This is a genomic window from Flavobacterium sp. YJ01, assembly GCF_029320955.1.
Lineage (GTDB): Bacteria > Bacteroidota > Bacteroidia > Flavobacteriales > Flavobacteriaceae > Flavobacterium.
On the sequence record NZ_CP119757.1, the window covers coordinates 2,804,839 to 2,822,521 of the forward strand.

Here is a 17,683-nt window from a genome sequence, read left to right on the forward strand (position 1 = left end):
TATAAAAAAGCGGATTTCAAATTGGAATCCGCTTTTTGTTTTATTACGAAATGGTAATTTTATTTTAACACGTAATATGTTGTTTATTAATGTTTTTAATTAATTTTAAATTATTGAAAATTAACCTTAATTAATCAACAAATGAAAAAACTTATTATTGCATGCTTTTTTATATCTGGAGCTATTTTTGCTCAGGACATGAATGTTGTTCAGGGAAATTTTGACTTTTTAAAAGACCAAAAAGAAGTCAACGTATCATTTGATTACAGTGATTTTACTATGATGAAAGAAAAAATGCCTGAGGCACAATACGTTCAAGAACACAAAGCAGATTTAGATAAAAAAGCAAAAGGCAACGGAAATATCTGGGAGAAAAAATGGATTGCAGCAAGAGAACAAATCTGGACTCCTAAATTTTTAGAAATTGCCAATACCGTTTTAACCAAAGAGAAAAAAGATTTAAATTTTCAAGAAGGATTAAAAACGCCATACACGCTTATTGTAAAAACAGTTTGGCTTTTCCCTGGCTGGGATGCAGGAATTATGAAACAACCTGCAAAAGTTACCACAAACCTAAAATTTGTTGACTCGTCTAATAAATCAAATGTGTTATTAGAAATTACCAGCGACGAAGCGCCCGGCGATCAATGGGGAAGCAATTTTAGTAATGAATCTCGACTTGGAGAAGGTTATGCAAAAACGGCAAAATCTATGTCAAAACTTATAATAAAGAAAACGAAATAACAATATTTCATATTCCGTTAGGAATATCTCGTCGGTAGAAAAAATATTGTCGTTTTATATTATGTCCTTTAGGGACATTTGATTTACGGAAATAATATATCTAAATCTAATTAATCAAACGTTCCTACGGAACGTATTATCGCAATTCAAATTTCGTGTTCTACCAACGAAACATTCCTACGGAATGAGTTGTTTTTGCATCTGCAATGTTAAATATTCCGTAGGAATATCTCGTCGGTAGAAAAAAATATTGTCGTTTTGCATTATGTCCTGTAGGGACATTTGATATACAGAAATAATATTTTAAAATCAATTAATCAAACGTTCCTACGGAACGTAATATCGCAATTCAAATCTAATTCTACCGACGATACATTCCTGTGGAATGAATCCAGAAAATGAATTGTTTTTTATAAAAAAAAGCCCTGATTATTCAGGGCTTTGTTCTTTTTGCATATTTAACAAATACGCCATATTCGCAATTACGTGATCATGTTTCTTGACAAACGAATTTTCTTCATTCCAAACATAACCTGCCAAAACAGCACATATTTTTTCTTTTACTTCTGGGTTTTCAGGCTGATGGAAAAATAAAGTCTGAAGATTTCCTGTGTACCATTCTTGAACATAAGTGGTAAAAACGGCAATTCCGCGTTTCATGTATTGAGTAAACTCCACTTCCCAATCAACAGGAATTCCTTGTGATTCTTTCAAATATAATTTTGCTGCGAGCATTCCAGATTCGGTTGCAAAAGCTACACCTGACGAAAAAACCGGATCTAAAAATTCAGAGCTATTTCCTGTCAAAGCAAAACCATCGCCATACATTCTTTTTACAGCTCTAGAATAGTTTTCTAATTTAACTGGCTCAAATAAAAACTCTGTTCCAGCAAATCTTTTAATATAATAATCCGATTTCTGAATTGCATTTTTCAGAGCCTCAGCATTGTCTTTATTTTCAGAAAGTGAGTTAATAAAATCTGTCGGACCAACAACTCCCAAACTTGTATTTCCGTTAGAAAAAGGAATTACCCAAAGCCATACTTCTGTTTCTAGAATATCAAAAGAAATCTGAGTTCCTTCTTCTCCTTCAGGTCTATTAATATCTTTAACATGTGTAAAAATCGAAGAATGCGGATCTAATTTTGAAGGCGTATCCAAATCTAAAAGTCTTGGTAAAACGCGTCCGTATCCACTAGAATCAATGATAAAGTTAGCGTGAATTTCTTTTAGATTTCCATCTTTGTCTTTTACAATGGTTTTTGATTTTTTTCCTTCAAAAGAAACTTCCAGAACTTCGGTTTCAAATTCCAAATCGATTCCTTTTCTAATAATTTCCTGCGCCATTGTATTGTCAAAATCAGCACGTGGAACTTGCCAGGTCCAATCCCAGCCTTCTCCAAATTTCTTGCTGAAATCGAAATTGCAAATTTCTTCACCTCTGATAAAACGAGCTCCTAATTTTTTCTCGAAGTTCATTGCATCAAGCGCCTCAAACAATTCTGCCTCAGCAAAATGGTCCATTACACGCGGAATAAGGCTTTCTCCAACAACAAGTCTCGGAAACTTTTGTTTTTCTACAACTTTAACTTTAACATTGTTTTTAAACAGATATGATGCCGAAACACATCCAGATGGTCCTGCACCAATCACTAAAACATCAACAAACTCCTTTGTCATATTAGAATTATTATCATTAATTAACCTACATTTGCCATCATCAAAATAACTACAATTATTTTGATAAATAAAATTAAATTAGCGCAACCAAAATAGATTTGATGAATACAATAAATGAATATTTAAGTTTAGCAGAATTTGAAGCCATAATTTTTGGAAAAAATAAAGTTGCCATAAGCGATGTGGTTTTAAATCGAGTAAACGAAAGTTTTAATTTCTTGAAAGAATTCTCAGGAAACAAAGTAATCTACGGAGTAAATACTGGCTTTGGTCCGATGGCTCAATATAGAATTAAAGAGTCAGATCAAATTCAACTGCAATATAATTTAATTAGAAGCCACTCATCTGGAACAGGAAAACCTTTAAATGCCGAATGTGCAAAAGCTGCCATTTTAGCAAGATTAAATACACTTTCTTTAGGAAATTCTGGTGTTCATTCTTCTGTAGTTCATTTAATGGCAGAATTAATCAATAGAGATATTACGCCTTTAATTTTCGAACATGGCGGTGTTGGTGCCAGTGGAGATTTAGTGCAATTATCACATTTAGCTTTGGTTTTAATTGGCGAAGGCGAAGTTTTTTATAAAGGCGAAAGACGTCCAACTCCGGAAGTTTTTGAAATCGAAGGTTTAAAACCAATTCAGGTAGAAATTAGAGAAGGTTTGGCGTTAATCAACGGAACTTCTGTAATGACAGGAATTGGTGTTGTAAATGTTCATTATGCGAAAAAATTATTAGACTGGTCATTAAAAGCTTCTTGTGCAATTAATGAATTAGTTCAAGCTTACGACGATCATTTTTCTGAAGAATTAAATCAAACAAAACGTCATAAAGGACAACAAGAAGTGGCTGAAAGAATGCGAAACAGTCTTTCTGACAGTACTTTAATCCGTAAACGAGAAGACCATTTATATTCTGGCGAAAACACCGAAGAAATCTTCAAAGAAAAAGTTCAAGAATATTATTCTCTAAGATGTGTTCCTCAAATTTTAGGTCCAGTTTTAGAAACTATCAATAATGTTGCTTCTATTTTAGAAGACGAATTTAACTCGGCAAACGACAACCCAATTATCGACGTAAAAAACAAACACGTTTATCACGGAGGAAATTTCCACGGAGATTATATTTCGTTAGAAATGGATAAACTGAAAATCGTTATTACCAAATTAACGATGTTGGCAGAGCGTCAATTGAATTATTTATTGAATTCAAAAATCAACGAAATTTTACCTCCATTCGTAAACTTAGGAACGTTAGGATTTAATTTCGGAATGCAAGGTGTTCAATTCGTTGCCACTTCAACAACTGCCGAAAATCAAATGTTATCAAACCCAATGTACGTGCACAGTATTCCAAACAACAATGACAATCAAGACATTGTAAGTATGGGAACAAATGCAGCGGTTATTACATCAAAAGTGATTGAGAATTCTTTTGAAGTTTTAGCAATCGAATTAATTACAATTGTTCAGGCGATTGATTATTTAAAACAAAAAGATCAAATTTCGTCTACAACTAAAAAATGGTACGACGATATTCGAAATATAATTCCAGAATTTAAAGAAGATCAGGTAATGTATCCTTTTGTTCAAAAAGTTAAAGATTATTTGATCAACAGTTAAAAATTGATTTACAAATTTGCCCCAAAGAGTTTTAGTTTTTTAATCATTAAACATTGAATTTTTAAAATCATGAAAAAGACACTTATTTTTTTGTTGCTGGTAAGTATTCAATTTGTTAATAGTCAAGAATTGGCATTAGTTAAGAAAAATTCCAAAATTGGATATCTTTCTAAAGATGGATCTTTTAAAATCGAACCTCAATATAAATCGGCTAGAAGTTTTTCTGAAGGTTTGGCCGCTGTAGAAAATGGCGGAAAATGGGGTTTTATTGACACAAAAGGAACTTGGGTAATTCCAGCCGACTTTAAAGATGCCAAAGATTTTAACAACGGAATTGCTGTTGTGCAAAAAGATAAAGAATGGGTTTATATCAATACAAAAGGAGAAATTCAAAAAGCGCCTACATCTGACAAAGTATTTGATTTTAATGACGGCGTTGCCTTCATTAGACAAAACAATAAAGTGGGTTTAATCAACAATAAAATGAATGTTGTTTTAGAACCAAAATACGATCAGATTAAGCCTTTTGAAAATGGTTACGCGAGAGTAGAGCTAAACAAAAACTGGGGAATCATCAATACCGAAGGAAAAGAAGTAGTTGAACCAGTTTATGCTGAAGTTGGAAATTATTTCAAAAACACAACTTGGGCAAGAAAAGACAAAACATTCGGATTGGTAAGTGGCGGAAAATTTATTCCAGTTGATGGAGCCGAAAAAATCTGGGATTTTGAAACTCAAGATTTGACTTTTGCTAAAAAGAATGGAAAAATCGGTTATATCGATTTAAAAGGAAACTGGGCCATTCTTCCTATTTATGATAAAGGAAAAGCTTTCTCCAAAAACCTAGCGCCAGTTTTAGTTGGAAAAAAATGGGGATTCATTAATCCAGAAGGAAAATTTGTAATTGAACCAACTTACAGCGATGCAGAAGTTTTTAGTAAAAACGGTCTTGCTCCAGTAAAAGAAAGCAATTGGGGATTCATCAACGAATCTGGAAAATTAGTTATTCCAACACAATATGGAATTACCACAAATGGAATTATTGCCATGTTTACACAACAAGATAAAGGATTTATTGGTGGCGTTGCGAGAGTTAAGAACGAAGGAAAATGGGGATTTCTTAACCCAGACGGAACGGTTTTAGCAAATCAATGGTTTGAAAATGCTGAATTATTTTCAAAATCTGAAAAACCTCAACCTGTTGCTGCTCCTGCTGAAGCTCCAAAACAAGAAACAAAAACAACCAAACCAGCTGCCAAATCGACACCGAAACCAGCAGCTAAGAAAAAGAAATAAATTTCACTTATGAAGTGTGTATTAGTAACAGGCGGTTCTAGAGGGATTGGAAGTGCTATTTGTAAAAAACTAGCCGTAGAATCTGATTATCATATTCTGATTAATTATCATTCGAATCAAACAGCTGCCGAAGAAACATTACAAGAAATACAAAAATTAGGTGCAACAGGAGAAATCTTAGGTTTTGACGTTGCCAATTTTGAACAAGTACAAAACGTTCTTACACAATGGCAGGAAGCAAATCCTGAAAAATTGGTTGAAGCAATTGTAAACAATGCCGGAATTACAAAAGACGGTCTTTTTATGTGGATGACACCACAAGACTGGAATAACGTAATGAATACAAGTGCAAACGGTTTTTTTAATGTAACGCAGTTTTTTATTCAAAAAATGCTTCGCAATAAATATGGCCGAATTGTAAATATTGTTTCGGTTTCTGGTGTAAAAGGAACTGCGGGACAAACCAATTATTCGGCTGCAAAAGGTGCAATTGTTGCCGCAACTAAAGCCTTAGCACAAGAAGTGGCAAAACGAAACATTACGGTAAATGCTGTCGCTCCAGGTTTTATTAAAACTGATATGACAAGCGAATTAGACGAAAAAGAATTATTAAAGCTTATTCCCGTAAATCGTTTTGGCGAAGCCGAAGAAGTGGCAGATTTGGTAAGCTTTTTGATTTCTAAAAAAGCAAGTTATATTACAGGAGAAATTATCAATATTAACGGCGGAATATATTCTTAAAATATTTTAAACACATAGTCCCGATAGCTATCGGGATATGTGTCAATAAAGAATACTTAAGAGAAATACATTTCTTTCACATAGAGAGCTATGTTTATTTAAAATAAGTGAAACGCCTTTTTTAAGTTTACAAAACTATGTTTCTATGTGTTTAAAAAATACTTTAAGGATAAAAAATTACTTTGAAAGACGATGAATAGAAGAGTTGTAATTACTGGAATGGGAATTTATTCTTGTATCGGAACTTCTTTAGACGAAGTAAAAGATTCGTTATACGAAGGAAAATCTGGTATTCAGTTTGATTCTGAACGTAAAGAATTTGGTTTTCAATCAGCCTTAACAGGAATGGTTCCGAAAGCCGATCTTAAAAATTTATTGACGCGAAGACAACGTATGAGCATCGGTGAAGAAACCGAGTATGCTTATATGGCAACTATAGAAGCATTGAAAAATGCCAACATCGACGATGCCTTTTTTGATGAACACGAAGTCGGAATTATGTACGGAAACGACAGTGTTTCTAAAGCAATCATTGACGCAACAGATATTGTTCGCGAGAAAAAAGACACGGCTTTAATTGGTTCTGGCGCTATTTTCAAATCGATGAATTCTACGGTAACAATGAATCTTTCGACGATTTTTAAACTTCGAGGAATCAATCTTACTGTAAGTGCAGCTTGCGCGAGTGGTTCTCATTCTATCGGATTGGCTTATTTTTTAATCAAAAGCGGTTTTCAAGATATTATAATTACTGGTGGCGCTCAAGAGATCAATAAATATGCGATGAGCAGTTTTGACGGATTAGGCGTTTTTTCTAATAGAGAAAGTGATCCTGAAAAAGCATCAAGACCTTTTGATTCTGGCCGCGACGGATTAATTCCGAGTGGAGGCGGCGCAACTTTAATTCTAGAAAGTTACGACTCTGCCATTGCACGCGGCGCCAATATTATTGCCGAAGTTTCTGGTTATGGATTCTCTTCAAACGGAGGACATATTTCTACTCCAAACGTCGAAGGACCGGCAACAGCAATGAAACGTGCATTAGATGATGCAAAACTAAAAGCATCAGACATTGAGTACATAAATGCCCATGCAACTTCAACTCCAGTTGGCGATGCAAACGAAGCAAAAGCAATTTTTGAGGTTTTTGGTGAAAGAAATCCTTATATAAGTTCAACAAAATCGATGACAGGGCACGAATGCTGGATGGCTGGAGCAAGTGAAATAATTTATTCTATCTTAATGATGCAGAACGATTTCATTGCGCCAAACATCAATTTGGAAAATCCAGATGAAGATGCTTCAAAATTAAATTTAGTTAAAACTACGTTAAACAAAAAATTTGACATATTTTTGTCCAATTCTTTCGGGTTCGGAGGAACCAACTCTGCGTTGGTGGTTAAAAAGTTTAAATTGAACGATGAATAAAGAAGATATTATAGCAAAAATAAATGGTTTTTTAGTTGATGAATTTGAAGTAGACAATGACGACATTGAACCAAATGCTAATTTAAAAGATACACTTGGGTTAGACAGTCTCGATTATGTTGACTTAGTTGTTTCAATTGAAGCAAACTTTGGTGTAAAACTAGTTGAAGCAGATTTTGTTGGAATTTCTGATTTTCAAAGTTTCTACGACCTTATTGAAACCAAAATAAAAGCCAAATCAGCTTAAATGAGTCAATGGGATGGTAAATCCAAAGGAACTGTTTTAGGTTATAGAATATTCGTTTTTTTAATTCAAAAAGCGGGTGTAAAAGCCGCTTATACCTTACTTTACTTTGTTGCTTCTTATTATTTTTTATTTCTAAGAAAAAGCAACAAAGCTATTTTCTATTACTTTAAAGAAAGACTTCAATACTCTCATTTTAAATCCAAAAAAATGGTTTTCAAAAGTTACTACACTTTTGGACAAACTATTATTGATAAGATTTCGATTTCAGCAGGAATGCGAAATAAATTCACTTACGAATTTGACGGAATCGAAACACTAAAAAAACTGCTTGCCGAGAAAAAAGGCGGTGTTTTAATTAGTGCGCACGTCGGAAATTTTGAAATCGCCGAACATTTTTTGGGCGATATCGATCTTAACTTTCAAATAAATCTGGTTACTACAGATTTAGAACATTCTGCTATCAAAAATTATTTAGAAAGCGTTACACAAAAACCAACCGTAAAATTTATTATCATTAAAGAAGATTTGTCCCATATTTTTGAGATTAATTCGGCTTTAGCCAATAATGAATTGGTTTGTTTTACGGGCGACCGTTATTTTGAAGGAACCAAATCTCTTTCAGAAAATCTGTTGGGCAAAGAGGCTAATTTTCCTGCAGGACCATTCTTAATTGCTTCAAGACTTAAAGTTCCTGTTGTTTTTGTTTATGTAATGAAAGAGCCAAATCTTCATTATCATTTATACGCAAGAGAAGCCGAAGTAAAACATCGAGACGAAAAAGCACTTTTGAAAGAATATGTAAAAAGTGTAGAAAGTATTTTAGAACATTATCCTTTACAATGGTTTAACTATTTTGATTTTTGGAACGATTTAAAATCATAATTTTTTTGTACGAATTCTGATGCTTTTGCTAATTATATTGTCAAAAAAACACTTTTTTTAAATCATTTTTTAATTGCATCTGTAAAAATTTAAAAGAATGCAATTTCTTAAAGCAAAACCAAAATCTTAATCAATTAAACAAGAAAATTCGTTTAAATAAATTTACTTACTTTTGTCCGCAACCAAGCAAGTAAACCCAAATGAAAAATGTTCTCGTAATTTATTATACTCAATCTGGACAATTGGAATCTATTGCAAAAAACATTGCAAAACCATTTCTAAATTCAGATGAAATAAATCTTAGTTTTTACGAAATACAATTAGAAAAGCCTTTTCCTTTTCCATGGAATAAAGAATCTTTTTTTGATGCTTTCCCAGAATCTTTTTTACAGATTCCGACAGCATTAAAAACAGTTCCGGAAGCGATTTTAAACACAAAATTTGATTTGGTTTTATTTCATTATCAAGTTTGGTATTTATCACCTTCAATTCCGATTAATTCATTTTTGAAAAGTGATGAGGCCAAAAAAATCTTGAACAATACACCTGTTGTCACCATTAGTGGTTCTAGAAATATGTGGATTATGGCACAGGAAAAAATCAAAGTTTTGTTGAAAGAAGCCAATGCAAATTTGGTTGGAAATGTAGCTTTGGTAGATCGCGTTGGAAATTTAATTAGCGTTATTACAATTGTAGAATGGATGTTTTCTGGAGTTAAGAAAAAATATTTAGGTATTTTTCCGCTTCCAGGAGTTTCAGATAAAGACATACAAGAATCCGATCTATTTGGAGAAATCATGCTGGATTCTTTGCAAAAAAATAATTTTACCGAATTACAGCCAAAATTAGTCAACGCTGGAGCTGTAAAAATAAGTTCATATTTAGTGACTGTAGACAGAACGGCAAATAAAATTTTCAATAAATGGTCAAACATCATTTATAAAAATCAAAAAAACCGAAAACAGCTGCTTAAAGTATTTAATGTTTATTTATTCCTTGCGATATGGTTAATTTCACCAATAGTGTATATATTGCACCTTATTACCTATCCGCTTAAGTTAAAATCTATAAAAAAGGAAACTCAATATTATCAGGGAGTTTAGAAGACGAAATTTAAATTATGTTTGAAGTATATATTACAAAAGCTGCAAAATATTTGCCAAACGAAGCTGTTTCTAATGACGAAATGGAAGCCTATTTAGGTCTTATCAACGATACTGCTTCAAAAGCAAGACGTATTATTTTGCGCAATAATAAAATTACAAGCCGATATTATGCTGTTGATAAAGATGGAAAAAGCACACACAGCAATGCCGAATTAACAAAAAATGCAATTTTACCGTTATTCGATCAAGATTTTACACCTCAAGATTTAGAAGTGCTTTCATGCGGAACTTCAACTCCTGATATCTTTTTGCCTTCGCATGCTGCGATGGTTCATGGTTTGCTAAAAAATAAATCGGTTGAATTAAATTCTTCTACTGGAGTTTGCTGTGCTGGAATGAATTCCTTGAAATTCGGGTATCTTTCAATAAAATCTGGAAATTCAAAAAACGCAATCTGCACAGGATCAGAAAAAGTTTCAACTTGGCTGAATGCTCAAAAATACAATCACGAAGCTGATAATTTAAAAAGTCTAGAAGAACAGCCAATTATTGCTTTCAAAAAGGATTTCTTACGATGGATGCTTTCTGATGGTGCAGGTGCTTTCTTATTAGAAAATAAACCACGCGGACCACTTTCTCTAAAAATAGAATGGATGGAAGCTTTTTCGTATGCATACGAATTAGAAACCTGCATGTACGCTGGAGGAGATAAATTAGAAAACGGAGAAATCAAAAGTTGGAGCGATTATGCACCAGAACAATGGTTAAACGAATCTGTTTTCTCAATTAAACAAGATGTAAAATTATTAGATGAATTTATCCTGTCTAAAGGTGCGGAAAGCATGAAAGACGCAATGGATAAAAACAACATCAAATCTGAAGATATTACTTATTTTATTCCTCACGTTTCTTCTAACTTTTTTGTGGAAGGTTTAAAGAAAGGATTAACAGAAAAAGGAATCGGAATGAGCGATGATAAATGGTTCATGAATCTTTCTAGAGTTGGAAATGTTGGTTCTGCCTCTATCTATCTGGCTTTGGAAGAATTAATGAATGCTGGAAACCTGAAAAAAGGAGATAAAATTCTTTTATCAGTTCCAGAAAGCGGAAGGTTTTCTTTCGCGTATGCGTATTTAACAGTTTGCTAATGGAAACAATGGCGCTTTTAGAAAAAGAAACGGTCGAAAATTTATTGCCACAAAAGTTTCCTTTTGTAATGGTCGATGCTATGCATTCTTATACCGAAACTTCTTTGGTTTCTGGTTTAAAAATTCAAAGTGAAAATATTTTCGTAAAAAACGATATTTTTCTTGAAGCTGGTTTAATTGAACATATGGCACAATCTGTTGCTTTGCATACCGGATATCAATATTTTTTAAGAAACGAAATTGCCCCAACAGGTTACATCGGTTCTATTAAAGAAATTGAAATTAAAAAACTACCTCAATTAAACGACAACATTCAGTCTGAAGTAACTATTTTGCAAGAATTTGCAGGAATCACTTTGGTGAACATTGTTACGAAATTAAATAATGAAGAAATTGCAAACGGACAAATGAAAACCGTTTTAGCCAAATAATTATGATTTTGAATACCGGAGTTGACATACAAAATTATTTACCGCACCGAGCGCCAATGCTTATGGTTGATTTAATTTTGGATATCGATGCCAACTTCGTAGAAACCATATTTTTGATAAAAGAAGACAATATTTTTGTTCAGAATAATGTTTTTATTGAAGCTGGTTTAATTGAAAATACGGCGCAGACTTGTTCGTCTATTGTTGGAAAAAAATACTTTTTTGACGAAGACGGAACAGAAAATGAAAACGTAAATGTAATTGGATTTATCAGTGCCTTAAAAAATGTAAAAATTCATTCGCTGCCAAAAGTTGGCGAAACTATAATTACCAAAGCAAATTTAGTTTCAAAATTTGCAGGAGACGATTACACATTATGCACGATGAGCTGCAACAGTTCTGTCGAAGATCAGATACTCTTAGAATGCGAAATCAACTTGTTTATTCAAAAAACGGTTTCAATTGTTGAGTAATAAATTTCAAAATGTATATAAAAAAACCTCTATATCATTTACTAATTCGAATAGGAATATTTGTATTGCTATTTATTGGGGTTTTTGCATATAGTTCTTACACATACGATCCGAATCCATACAACAGACATTTAAATCCAAAAATTGGATTTTTCGGTTTAGCTTTCTTTTTAATTCAAGCTTATTCTTTATTTCTACTTTTAGAAATGATCTATTTCTTTATGAAAAGACACAAGAATTTAGCATTTATAAATCTCGCTTTTTTAATTATAATAGAAATAGCACCAGTTTTGGTATTATTGCAATTAGTCATTTAGTTTTTAATAAACTTGCTATGGAAAAAGAAAATGTACCTCAGGATAAAAGCAATTTAACGAAAAACAACGTTAAAGAACTTTTGTACGCAACAGATGAAAACGGCAATTATACCACAACATTAAGTACAGGTTGGGAACCTAAAACAATTGCACTTTCGAATTCTATTGATGAAATAAACGAACGTATTGCCGATGCCAAACAACAAGTTTTAAATGGCGAAGTGAGTCCGATTGTGTATTTTATGGAAGTCAATAAAATGGATCTTACCATTTTGTCGAGTTATGTAGGATTTTGGAAATGGCGCGTAAAAAGACATTTTAAACCAAATGTTTTTGCAACATTAAGCGATAAAATTTTGAAGAAATACGCCGATACATTTGAAGTATCAATTGAAGAATTAAAAAACAGCATTACCAAATAAATGGAATTAACTTTCACACATCATCAGTCTGCTCATTGTGAGAATGGAGTAGCGTCGAATCTGCTAAAAAACAGCGGACTAAACATCAGCGAACCGATGGTTTTTGGTATTGGCTCTGGATTATTTTTTGTATATCTACCTTTTATAAAAGTCAATTATGCTCCGGCAATTAGTTACAGAACTTTGCCTGGACAGATTTTTAATAAAGTTGCCACTCGTTTAAATTTAAAAATAAAAAGACAAAAATTTTCTTCTGTTTCAAATGCAACTAAAGCATTAGACGAAAATTTAAAAAATAATATTCCAACCGGATTACAAGTTGGCGTTTACAATTTAAGTTATTTTCCAGACGAATATCGTTTTCATTTCAACGCGCATAATTTAGTGGTTTACGGAAAAACTGAAACTGATTATTTAGTGAGCGATCCAGTTATGGAAACCGTTACGACTTTAACGCACGAAGAATTAGATAAAGTTCGTTTTGCTAAAGGAGCTTTTGCGCCACGCGGACAAATGTATTATCCGATTCAAGTTCCTGCGAATGTCGATTTAAAAAGCGCCATTATTAAAGGAATAAAAAATACGTGCAGAGATATGCTCGCGCCAATGCCAATTGTAGGTGTTCGCGGCATCAAATTTGTTTCTAAGCAAATTAGAAAATGGCCGATAAAACACGGAACCAAAAAAGCCAATCATTATTTGGCACAAATGGTTCGTATGCAAGAAGAAATTGGAACTGGAGGCGGTGGTTTCCGTTTTATTTATGCTGCCTTTTTACAGGAAGCTTCAGTTATTTTGAATAATGAAGAACTGAAAGAACTTTCTAAAGAAATGACAAAAATTGGCGATTCATGGCGAGATTTTGCTGTTGAAGCTTCTAGAATTTACAAAAACAGAAGTGCTAAAGAAGATGCGTACAATACTATTGCCGATGAACTTTTGGACATTGCCAATAGAGAAGAAATCTTTTTCAAAAAACTAAAAAAAGCGATTAGCTAAAACAATATTTTGCAGTCTATCATTCAAATAGAATCCCTTTCGAAAAAGTACAAAAATGCAGAAATGTATTCTTTGAACAACGTTTCGCTAAACATAAACGAAGGTCAGATTTTTGGTTTATTAGGTCCAAATGGCGCTGGAAAAACCACTTTAATTTCCATGCTTTGCGGATTGGTAAAACCTACTTCTGGACATTTTTCAATTGATGGTTTAGACTATCAGCATCAGGCCTCAAAAATTAAAAAAATCATTGGCGTTGTTCCTCAAGAATATGCTTTATATCCGACTTTGACGGCGAGAGAAAATCTGCATTATTTTGGAAGCATGTACGGTTTAAAAGGTTCTGATTTAAAAGAGAAAGTAATCGAAGCTTTGGATCTTTTGGGTTTATTGAAATTTGCCGATAAACAAGTTCAGACTTTTTCTGGCGGAATGAAACGCCGTGTTAATCTTATCGCTGGAATTCTCCATCAACCAAAAGTGTTGTTTTTAGATGAACCAACGGTTGGCGTCGATGTGCATTCTAAAGCTGCGATTATCGATTACTTGAAAGTTTTAAACCAAAACGGAACGACCATTATTTATACCTCACATCATTTGGCTGAAGCCGAAGATTTCTGTACACAAATCGCTATTTTAGATCAAGGTCAGATTTATGCACAAGATACTCCATCGGCATTAATTGAAGCTACGAAAGACGCTCGAAATCTCGAAGATGTTTTTATTTCATTAACCGGAAAAGCGTTGAGAGATGATATATAAAATTTGGATGTCGGTGGTAAAAGAATTCCTTTTACTAAAAAGAGATTTGGGCGGATTGATTATATTATTTATCATGCCTTTGGTTTTGGTAATTACTGTGACTTTAATTCAGGACAGCACATTTAAAGCTGTAACCGATTCTAAAATTCAGATTCTGATTGTGGATAACGACAAAGGTTCTGTTGCAAAAACGGTTTTTGAAAATTTAGAAAAAAGTAATCTGTTTACTGTTGTAACTAAAATTGACAATAAACCCGTTACAGAAGAAATTGCCAAAGAAAATGTTTACAAAGGAAAATTTCAATTGGCAATTGTAATTCCAGAAAACCTAAGTTCTGATTTACAGGCAAAAGTAGATCAGAATGTAGAAAAAATTGTGAGTAATTTAGGTTTGACAGATAGCACTGCAACAGCAGAACCTCAACGCATTATAAAAGAAAAAGAAGTAAAACTATATTTTGATCCAGCGATTCAAATGAGTTTTAAAAATGCGGTCATGAGTTCGATTGACAAAATGATTTCGCAAATTGAAACCAAATCGATTTATAGTACTTTTCAAAAGCAATTGGGAGAAGAAACAATCGATTTTGAACAGAAAAATTTCATCAGTTTTAAAGAAATAATTCCGAAGATTAATAACAAAGAAGTTCGTCCCAATTCGACACAACACAACGTTCCAGCGTGGACGCTTTTTGCAATCTTTTTTATTGTGATTCCGTTATCTATCAATATTGTAAAAGAAAAATCGCAAGGAACTTTCGTTCGATTGAGAACAAATCCAGTTTCTAATTTGGTTGTCATTATCGGAAAAACCATCACCTACTCGATCATTTGTATGATTCAGTTTTATATGATGGTTGCCGTTGCCGTTTTCTTATTTCCATCAATCGGATTACCTTCTTTAAATATTGAAGGACATTTATTGATGATGAGTGTTGTGGCTTTATTTTCAGGTTTTGCCGCTATTGGTTTCGGAATTTTATTAGGAACCGTAGCAAGTACACAAGAACAATCTGCTCCTTTTGGCGCAACAAGTGTTATCATTTTAGCTGCCGTTGGAGGTGTTTGGGTTCCTGTTTTTGCGATGCCGAAAATTATGCAGTTTATCGCAAAATCTTCTCCAATGAATTGGGGATTGGAAGCTTTTTACGATGTTTTATTGCGCAGCGTTTCTTTCCTCGAAATCATTCCAGAAATAAGTTTATTATTTTTGTTTTTCATTATTACAACTTCGATCGCATTATTTTATGATAAAAAGAAAAGAGCAGTTTAACGAGGCTACAGACTTGACCGTTTCACACGAAATCAGAATTCGTTTTAACGAAACAGATCCGCTTGGAATTGTTTGGCATGGAAACTATATCACTTATTTCGAAGATGGACGTGAAGCTTTTGGTCGCCAACACGGACTTACCTATTTGGATATTGCCGCGACTGGTTACACAACACCAATTGTAAAATCGACTTGCGAACATAAATTGTCTTTGCGTTACGGTGATGTGGTAACAATTGAAACAACGGTTGTAGACACACCAGCAGCAAAAATGATTTATCGTTTTAAAATTATTGACGATAAAGGTGAAGTTGCCTGCACGGGAGAAACAACTCAGGTTTTTTTAGATAAAGAAGGAAATTTAATGCTGACGAATCCACCTTTTTATGAAGAATGGAAAAGGAAAGTTGGATTGTTAAAGTAAAAATTATATGGACTTTTTTAAAACTCGATTCAATTACATAATTCTTGTTTCAAGATTTATCTTCTCTATATTTTTTGCAGGATTATCTTTCGCAATGATTTATATTTTAATTGAAAATTTAAAATCAAAAGGTTTTTCAACTGAAGTTGTATTTGCAATAATATTCAGTATGATAATGATATACCTTGCTTATCATTTTATCGTTCTTATTATTAAGCAATCAAATAATTTTATAATTGATGAAGGAAATATATACATAGTTTCTATCTTATCTGGAAAAAAGGAATTATTAAAAAAAACTGATATTAAAGGTTTTAGTACATCAGAATATCCATTAAAAATTTGGACATTTAAATCTATAATATTGTATTTACAAAATGGCAAAAAAATAGAATTCCCTCAATTTTTGTATTTCAATTTTAATGAAATTGAAAATCTGTTTATTGAAAATTCAATACGAAATTTTGGTCATGAAAAGCATAAATGGAAATCTATTACTTCTCGACATTATGAATTTGAATAGTGCTTCTAATAGAAAAATGATAAAATGTTAAAAGAAATATACATTACAGAAACAAATTGCATCACGCCTTTAGGTTTTGATGTCGAATCAAATGTTGAAGCGATTCTTCGTGGAGATTCTGGCATTCAGCTTCACAATGACATTTCTTTAATGCCAAATTCATTTTATGCTTCCATTATTTCAAATGAAAAAATAAACAGTGCTTTTGCAAAAATCAGCACTGAAACAAAATATTCCCGTTTAGAGAAAATGATGATTTTGGCTTTAGAGCCGATTATCAAAAATTCAGAAGTTGAATTAAATTCAAAAACCGCTTTTATACTTTCTACCACAAAAGGGAATGTTACGGCTTTAGCAAATGATTCTGAAGAAAGTTTTAACAACGCACATTTAGATGTTTTAGCCAAAAACGTTGCCGATTTCTTCAAATTTCAAACACAACCAATTGTGGTTTCAAATGCTTGTGTTTCTGGAATTTTAGCAGTTTCAATTGCCAAAAGAATGATTCAGTCTGAACTTTACGATCATGCTTTTGTTGTTGCTGGCGATGAAGTTTCAGAATTTGTTTTGTCTGGTTTTAATGCTTTTCAGGCAATGAGTGATCTGCCTTGTAAACCGTATTCTAAAAACAGAACTGGAGTAAGTTTGGGCGAAGCAACAGCCGCTGTTTTAGTTTCGGCGGAAGCCAAAAACGCCAAAATAAAAGTGATTGGCGATAGTTCAATCAACGATGCAAATCATATTTCTGGTCCGTCAAGAACAGGTGAAGGTTTGTTTAGAAGTATTCAAAATGCATTAAAAGAGGCACAAATTGAAGCGGATAAATTAGATTATATTTCAGCGCACGGAACTGCAACTCCTTATAACGATGAAATGGAAGCCATTGCTTTAAATCGTTTGGGTTTACAAAATGTTCCTATTAATAGTTTAAAAGGATTTTACGGTCATACATTGGGCGCTTCGGGATTATTAGAAACGGTAATTGTGATTGAATCTGCGAACAGAAACATGCTTTTTGAATCAAAAGGTTTTGATGAGAGTGGTGTTAGCGAATCAATAAATGTGATTGAAAAAAATGAAGAAAAGGATATTGATTATTTTTTAAAAACGGCTTCTGGATTTGGAGGTTGTAATACGGCGGTTGTTTTTGAGAAGATAAAATGAA

Annotated in this window: 19 protein-coding genes; 18 read left to right on the forward strand and 1 reads right to left on the reverse strand. The window is 32.9% G+C overall.

The features are described 5' to 3' along the window. Window positions 1-141 precede the first annotated feature (141 nt). Window positions 142-744, forward strand: a complete 603-nt coding sequence (locus tag P0R33_RS12275; protein WP_276171415.1) for a hypothetical protein — start codon at window positions 142-144, stop codon at window positions 742-744. 429 nt (window positions 745-1,173) lie between these two features. On the opposite strand, the gene P0R33_RS12280 is transcribed toward P0R33_RS12275, so the two are convergent. Continuing rightward, window positions 1,174-2,424 (reverse strand): NAD(P)/FAD-dependent oxidoreductase, encoded by a 1,251-nt coding sequence (locus tag P0R33_RS12280; RefSeq protein ID WP_276171416.1) that lies wholly within the window; start codon window positions 2,422-2,424, stop codon window positions 1,174-1,176. Window positions 2,425-2,525: 101 nt separating this feature from the next. On the opposite strand from P0R33_RS12280, the gene P0R33_RS12285 reads away from it, so the two are divergent. The 17 genes from P0R33_RS12285 to P0R33_RS12365 all read left to right on the forward strand — a co-directional run bounded on the left by P0R33_RS12285 (window position 2,526) and on the right by P0R33_RS12365 (window position 17,682). Further along, window positions 2,526-4,046 carry an aromatic amino acid ammonia-lyase gene (locus P0R33_RS12285; RefSeq protein WP_276171417.1) on the forward strand — a complete coding sequence of 507 codons (1,521 nt, stop codon included), beginning with the start codon at window positions 2,526-2,528 and terminating at the stop codon, window positions 4,044-4,046. 69 nt (window positions 4,047-4,115) lie between these two features. Next, the gene (locus P0R33_RS12290) at window positions 4,116-5,342 is read left to right on the forward strand and encodes a WG repeat-containing protein (protein ID WP_276171418.1); all 1,227 of its coding nucleotides are present in this window, start codon (window positions 4,116-4,118) and stop codon (window positions 5,340-5,342) included. Window positions 5,343-5,351: 9 nt separating this feature from the next. Further along, window positions 5,352-6,083, forward strand: coding sequence for a 3-oxoacyl-ACP reductase FabG (gene fabG, locus P0R33_RS12295; protein ID WP_276171419.1), 732 nt, complete (start codon window positions 5,352-5,354; stop codon window positions 6,081-6,083). Between the two features lie 192 nt (window positions 6,084-6,275). Then, the gene (locus P0R33_RS12300) at window positions 6,276-7,511 is read left to right on the forward strand and encodes a beta-ketoacyl-[acyl-carrier-protein] synthase family protein (RefSeq protein ID WP_276171420.1); all 1,236 of its coding nucleotides are present in this window, start codon (window positions 6,276-6,278) and stop codon (window positions 7,509-7,511) included. Then, window positions 7,504-7,758, forward strand: a complete 255-nt coding sequence (locus P0R33_RS12305) for a phosphopantetheine-binding protein (protein ID WP_276171421.1) — start codon at window positions 7,504-7,506, stop codon at window positions 7,756-7,758. Before P0R33_RS12300 ends, P0R33_RS12305 begins: the two co-directional genes overlap by 8 nt. Continuing rightward, complete coding sequence (locus P0R33_RS12310) at window positions 7,759-8,640, forward strand: lipid A biosynthesis acyltransferase (protein WP_276171422.1); 882 nt, start codon at window positions 7,759-7,761, stop codon at window positions 8,638-8,640. A gap of 200 nt (window positions 8,641-8,840) precedes the next feature. Continuing rightward, window positions 8,841-9,743 carry a dialkylrecorsinol condensing enzyme DarA gene (locus P0R33_RS12315; protein ID WP_276171423.1) on the forward strand — a complete coding sequence of 301 codons (903 nt, stop codon included), beginning with the start codon at window positions 8,841-8,843 and terminating at the stop codon, window positions 9,741-9,743. Between the two features lie 17 nt (window positions 9,744-9,760). Continuing rightward, window positions 9,761-10,894, forward strand: coding sequence for a beta-ketoacyl-ACP synthase III (locus P0R33_RS12320; RefSeq protein WP_276171424.1), 1,134 nt, complete (start codon window positions 9,761-9,763; stop codon window positions 10,892-10,894). Beyond that, complete coding sequence (locus P0R33_RS12325; protein ID WP_276171425.1) at window positions 10,894-11,325, forward strand: hypothetical protein; 432 nt, start codon at window positions 10,894-10,896, stop codon at window positions 11,323-11,325. Before P0R33_RS12320 ends, P0R33_RS12325 begins: the two co-directional genes overlap by 1 nt. 2 nt (window positions 11,326-11,327) lie before the next feature. Next, entirely contained in the window at window positions 11,328-11,798 is a 471-nt protein-coding gene (locus P0R33_RS12330) for an ABC transporter permease (RefSeq protein WP_276171426.1), read from the forward strand. A 334-nt stretch (window positions 11,799-12,132) separates the two neighbouring features. Further along, window positions 12,133-12,537 (forward strand): hypothetical protein, encoded by a 405-nt coding sequence (locus P0R33_RS12335; protein ID WP_276171427.1) that lies wholly within the window; start codon window positions 12,133-12,135, stop codon window positions 12,535-12,537. Continuing rightward, window positions 12,538-13,536 carry a BtrH N-terminal domain-containing protein gene (locus tag P0R33_RS12340; protein WP_276171428.1) on the forward strand — a complete coding sequence of 333 codons (999 nt, stop codon included), beginning with the start codon at window positions 12,538-12,540 and terminating at the stop codon, window positions 13,534-13,536. A 63-nt stretch (window positions 13,537-13,599) separates the two neighbouring features. Next, complete coding sequence (locus P0R33_RS12345) at window positions 13,600-14,298, forward strand: ABC transporter ATP-binding protein (protein WP_229353484.1); 699 nt, start codon at window positions 13,600-13,602, stop codon at window positions 14,296-14,298. Beyond that, on the forward strand, window positions 14,288-15,571 hold the full coding sequence (locus P0R33_RS12350) for an ABC transporter permease (protein ID WP_276171429.1): 1,284 nt from the start codon (window positions 14,288-14,290) through the stop codon (window positions 15,569-15,571). The genes P0R33_RS12345 and P0R33_RS12350 overlap by 11 nt, the downstream gene beginning before the upstream one ends. After that, window positions 15,546-15,995: an acyl-CoA thioesterase gene (locus P0R33_RS12355; RefSeq protein ID WP_184158666.1), complete on the forward strand. Its 450-nt coding sequence runs from the start codon at window positions 15,546-15,548 to the stop codon at window positions 15,993-15,995. Before P0R33_RS12350 ends, P0R33_RS12355 begins: the two co-directional genes overlap by 26 nt. Before the next feature lie 7 nt (window positions 15,996-16,002). Continuing rightward, entirely contained in the window at window positions 16,003-16,518 is a 516-nt protein-coding gene (locus P0R33_RS12360) for a hypothetical protein (protein ID WP_276171430.1), read from the forward strand. A gap of 24 nt (window positions 16,519-16,542) precedes the next feature. Continuing rightward, window positions 16,543-17,682 carry a beta-ketoacyl synthase N-terminal-like domain-containing protein gene (locus P0R33_RS12365; RefSeq protein ID WP_276171431.1) on the forward strand — a complete coding sequence of 380 codons (1,140 nt, stop codon included), beginning with the start codon at window positions 16,543-16,545 and terminating at the stop codon, window positions 17,680-17,682. The last annotated feature ends 1 nt before the right edge of the window (window position 17,683 follow it).

What these genes read in the sequence shown, in the direction of transcription:
- P0R33_RS12275 (WP_276171415.1), top strand. Translation starts at nt 142, where the DNA reads ATGAAAAAACTTATTATTGCATGCTTTTTTATATCTGGAGCTATTTTT.
- P0R33_RS12280 (WP_276171416.1), bottom strand. Translation starts at nt 2,424, where the DNA reads ATGACAAAGGAGTTTGTTGATGTTTTAGTGATTGGTGCAGGACCATCT.
- P0R33_RS12285 (WP_276171417.1), top strand. Translation starts at nt 2,526, where the DNA reads ATGAATACAATAAATGAATATTTAAGTTTAGCAGAATTTGAAGCCATA.
- P0R33_RS12290 (WP_276171418.1), top strand. Translation starts at nt 4,116, where the DNA reads ATGAAAAAGACACTTATTTTTTTGTTGCTGGTAAGTATTCAATTTGTT.
- fabG (WP_276171419.1), top strand. Translation starts at nt 5,352, where the DNA reads ATGAAGTGTGTATTAGTAACAGGCGGTTCTAGAGGGATTGGAAGTGCT.
- P0R33_RS12300 (WP_276171420.1), top strand. Translation starts at nt 6,276, where the DNA reads ATGAATAGAAGAGTTGTAATTACTGGAATGGGAATTTATTCTTGTATC.
- P0R33_RS12305 (WP_276171421.1), top strand. Translation starts at nt 7,504, where the DNA reads ATGAATAAAGAAGATATTATAGCAAAAATAAATGGTTTTTTAGTTGAT.
- P0R33_RS12310 (WP_276171422.1), top strand. Translation starts at nt 7,759, where the DNA reads ATGAGTCAATGGGATGGTAAATCCAAAGGAACTGTTTTAGGTTATAGA.
- P0R33_RS12315 (WP_276171423.1), top strand. Translation starts at nt 8,841, where the DNA reads ATGAAAAATGTTCTCGTAATTTATTATACTCAATCTGGACAATTGGAA.
- P0R33_RS12320 (WP_276171424.1), top strand. Translation starts at nt 9,761, where the DNA reads ATGTTTGAAGTATATATTACAAAAGCTGCAAAATATTTGCCAAACGAA.
- P0R33_RS12325 (WP_276171425.1), top strand. Translation starts at nt 10,894, where the DNA reads ATGGAAACAATGGCGCTTTTAGAAAAAGAAACGGTCGAAAATTTATTG.
- P0R33_RS12330 (WP_276171426.1), top strand. Translation starts at nt 11,328, where the DNA reads ATGATTTTGAATACCGGAGTTGACATACAAAATTATTTACCGCACCGA.
- P0R33_RS12335 (WP_276171427.1), top strand. Translation starts at nt 12,133, where the DNA reads ATGGAAAAAGAAAATGTACCTCAGGATAAAAGCAATTTAACGAAAAAC.
- P0R33_RS12340 (WP_276171428.1), top strand. Translation starts at nt 12,538, where the DNA reads ATGGAATTAACTTTCACACATCATCAGTCTGCTCATTGTGAGAATGGA.
- P0R33_RS12345 (WP_229353484.1), top strand. Translation starts at nt 13,600, where the DNA reads ATGTATTCTTTGAACAACGTTTCGCTAAACATAAACGAAGGTCAGATT.
- P0R33_RS12350 (WP_276171429.1), top strand. Translation starts at nt 14,288, where the DNA reads ATGATATATAAAATTTGGATGTCGGTGGTAAAAGAATTCCTTTTACTA.
- P0R33_RS12355 (WP_184158666.1), top strand. Translation starts at nt 15,546, where the DNA reads ATGATAAAAAGAAAAGAGCAGTTTAACGAGGCTACAGACTTGACCGTT.
- P0R33_RS12360 (WP_276171430.1), top strand. Translation starts at nt 16,003, where the DNA reads ATGGACTTTTTTAAAACTCGATTCAATTACATAATTCTTGTTTCAAGA.
- P0R33_RS12365 (WP_276171431.1), top strand. Translation starts at nt 16,543, where the DNA reads ATGTTAAAAGAAATATACATTACAGAAACAAATTGCATCACGCCTTTA.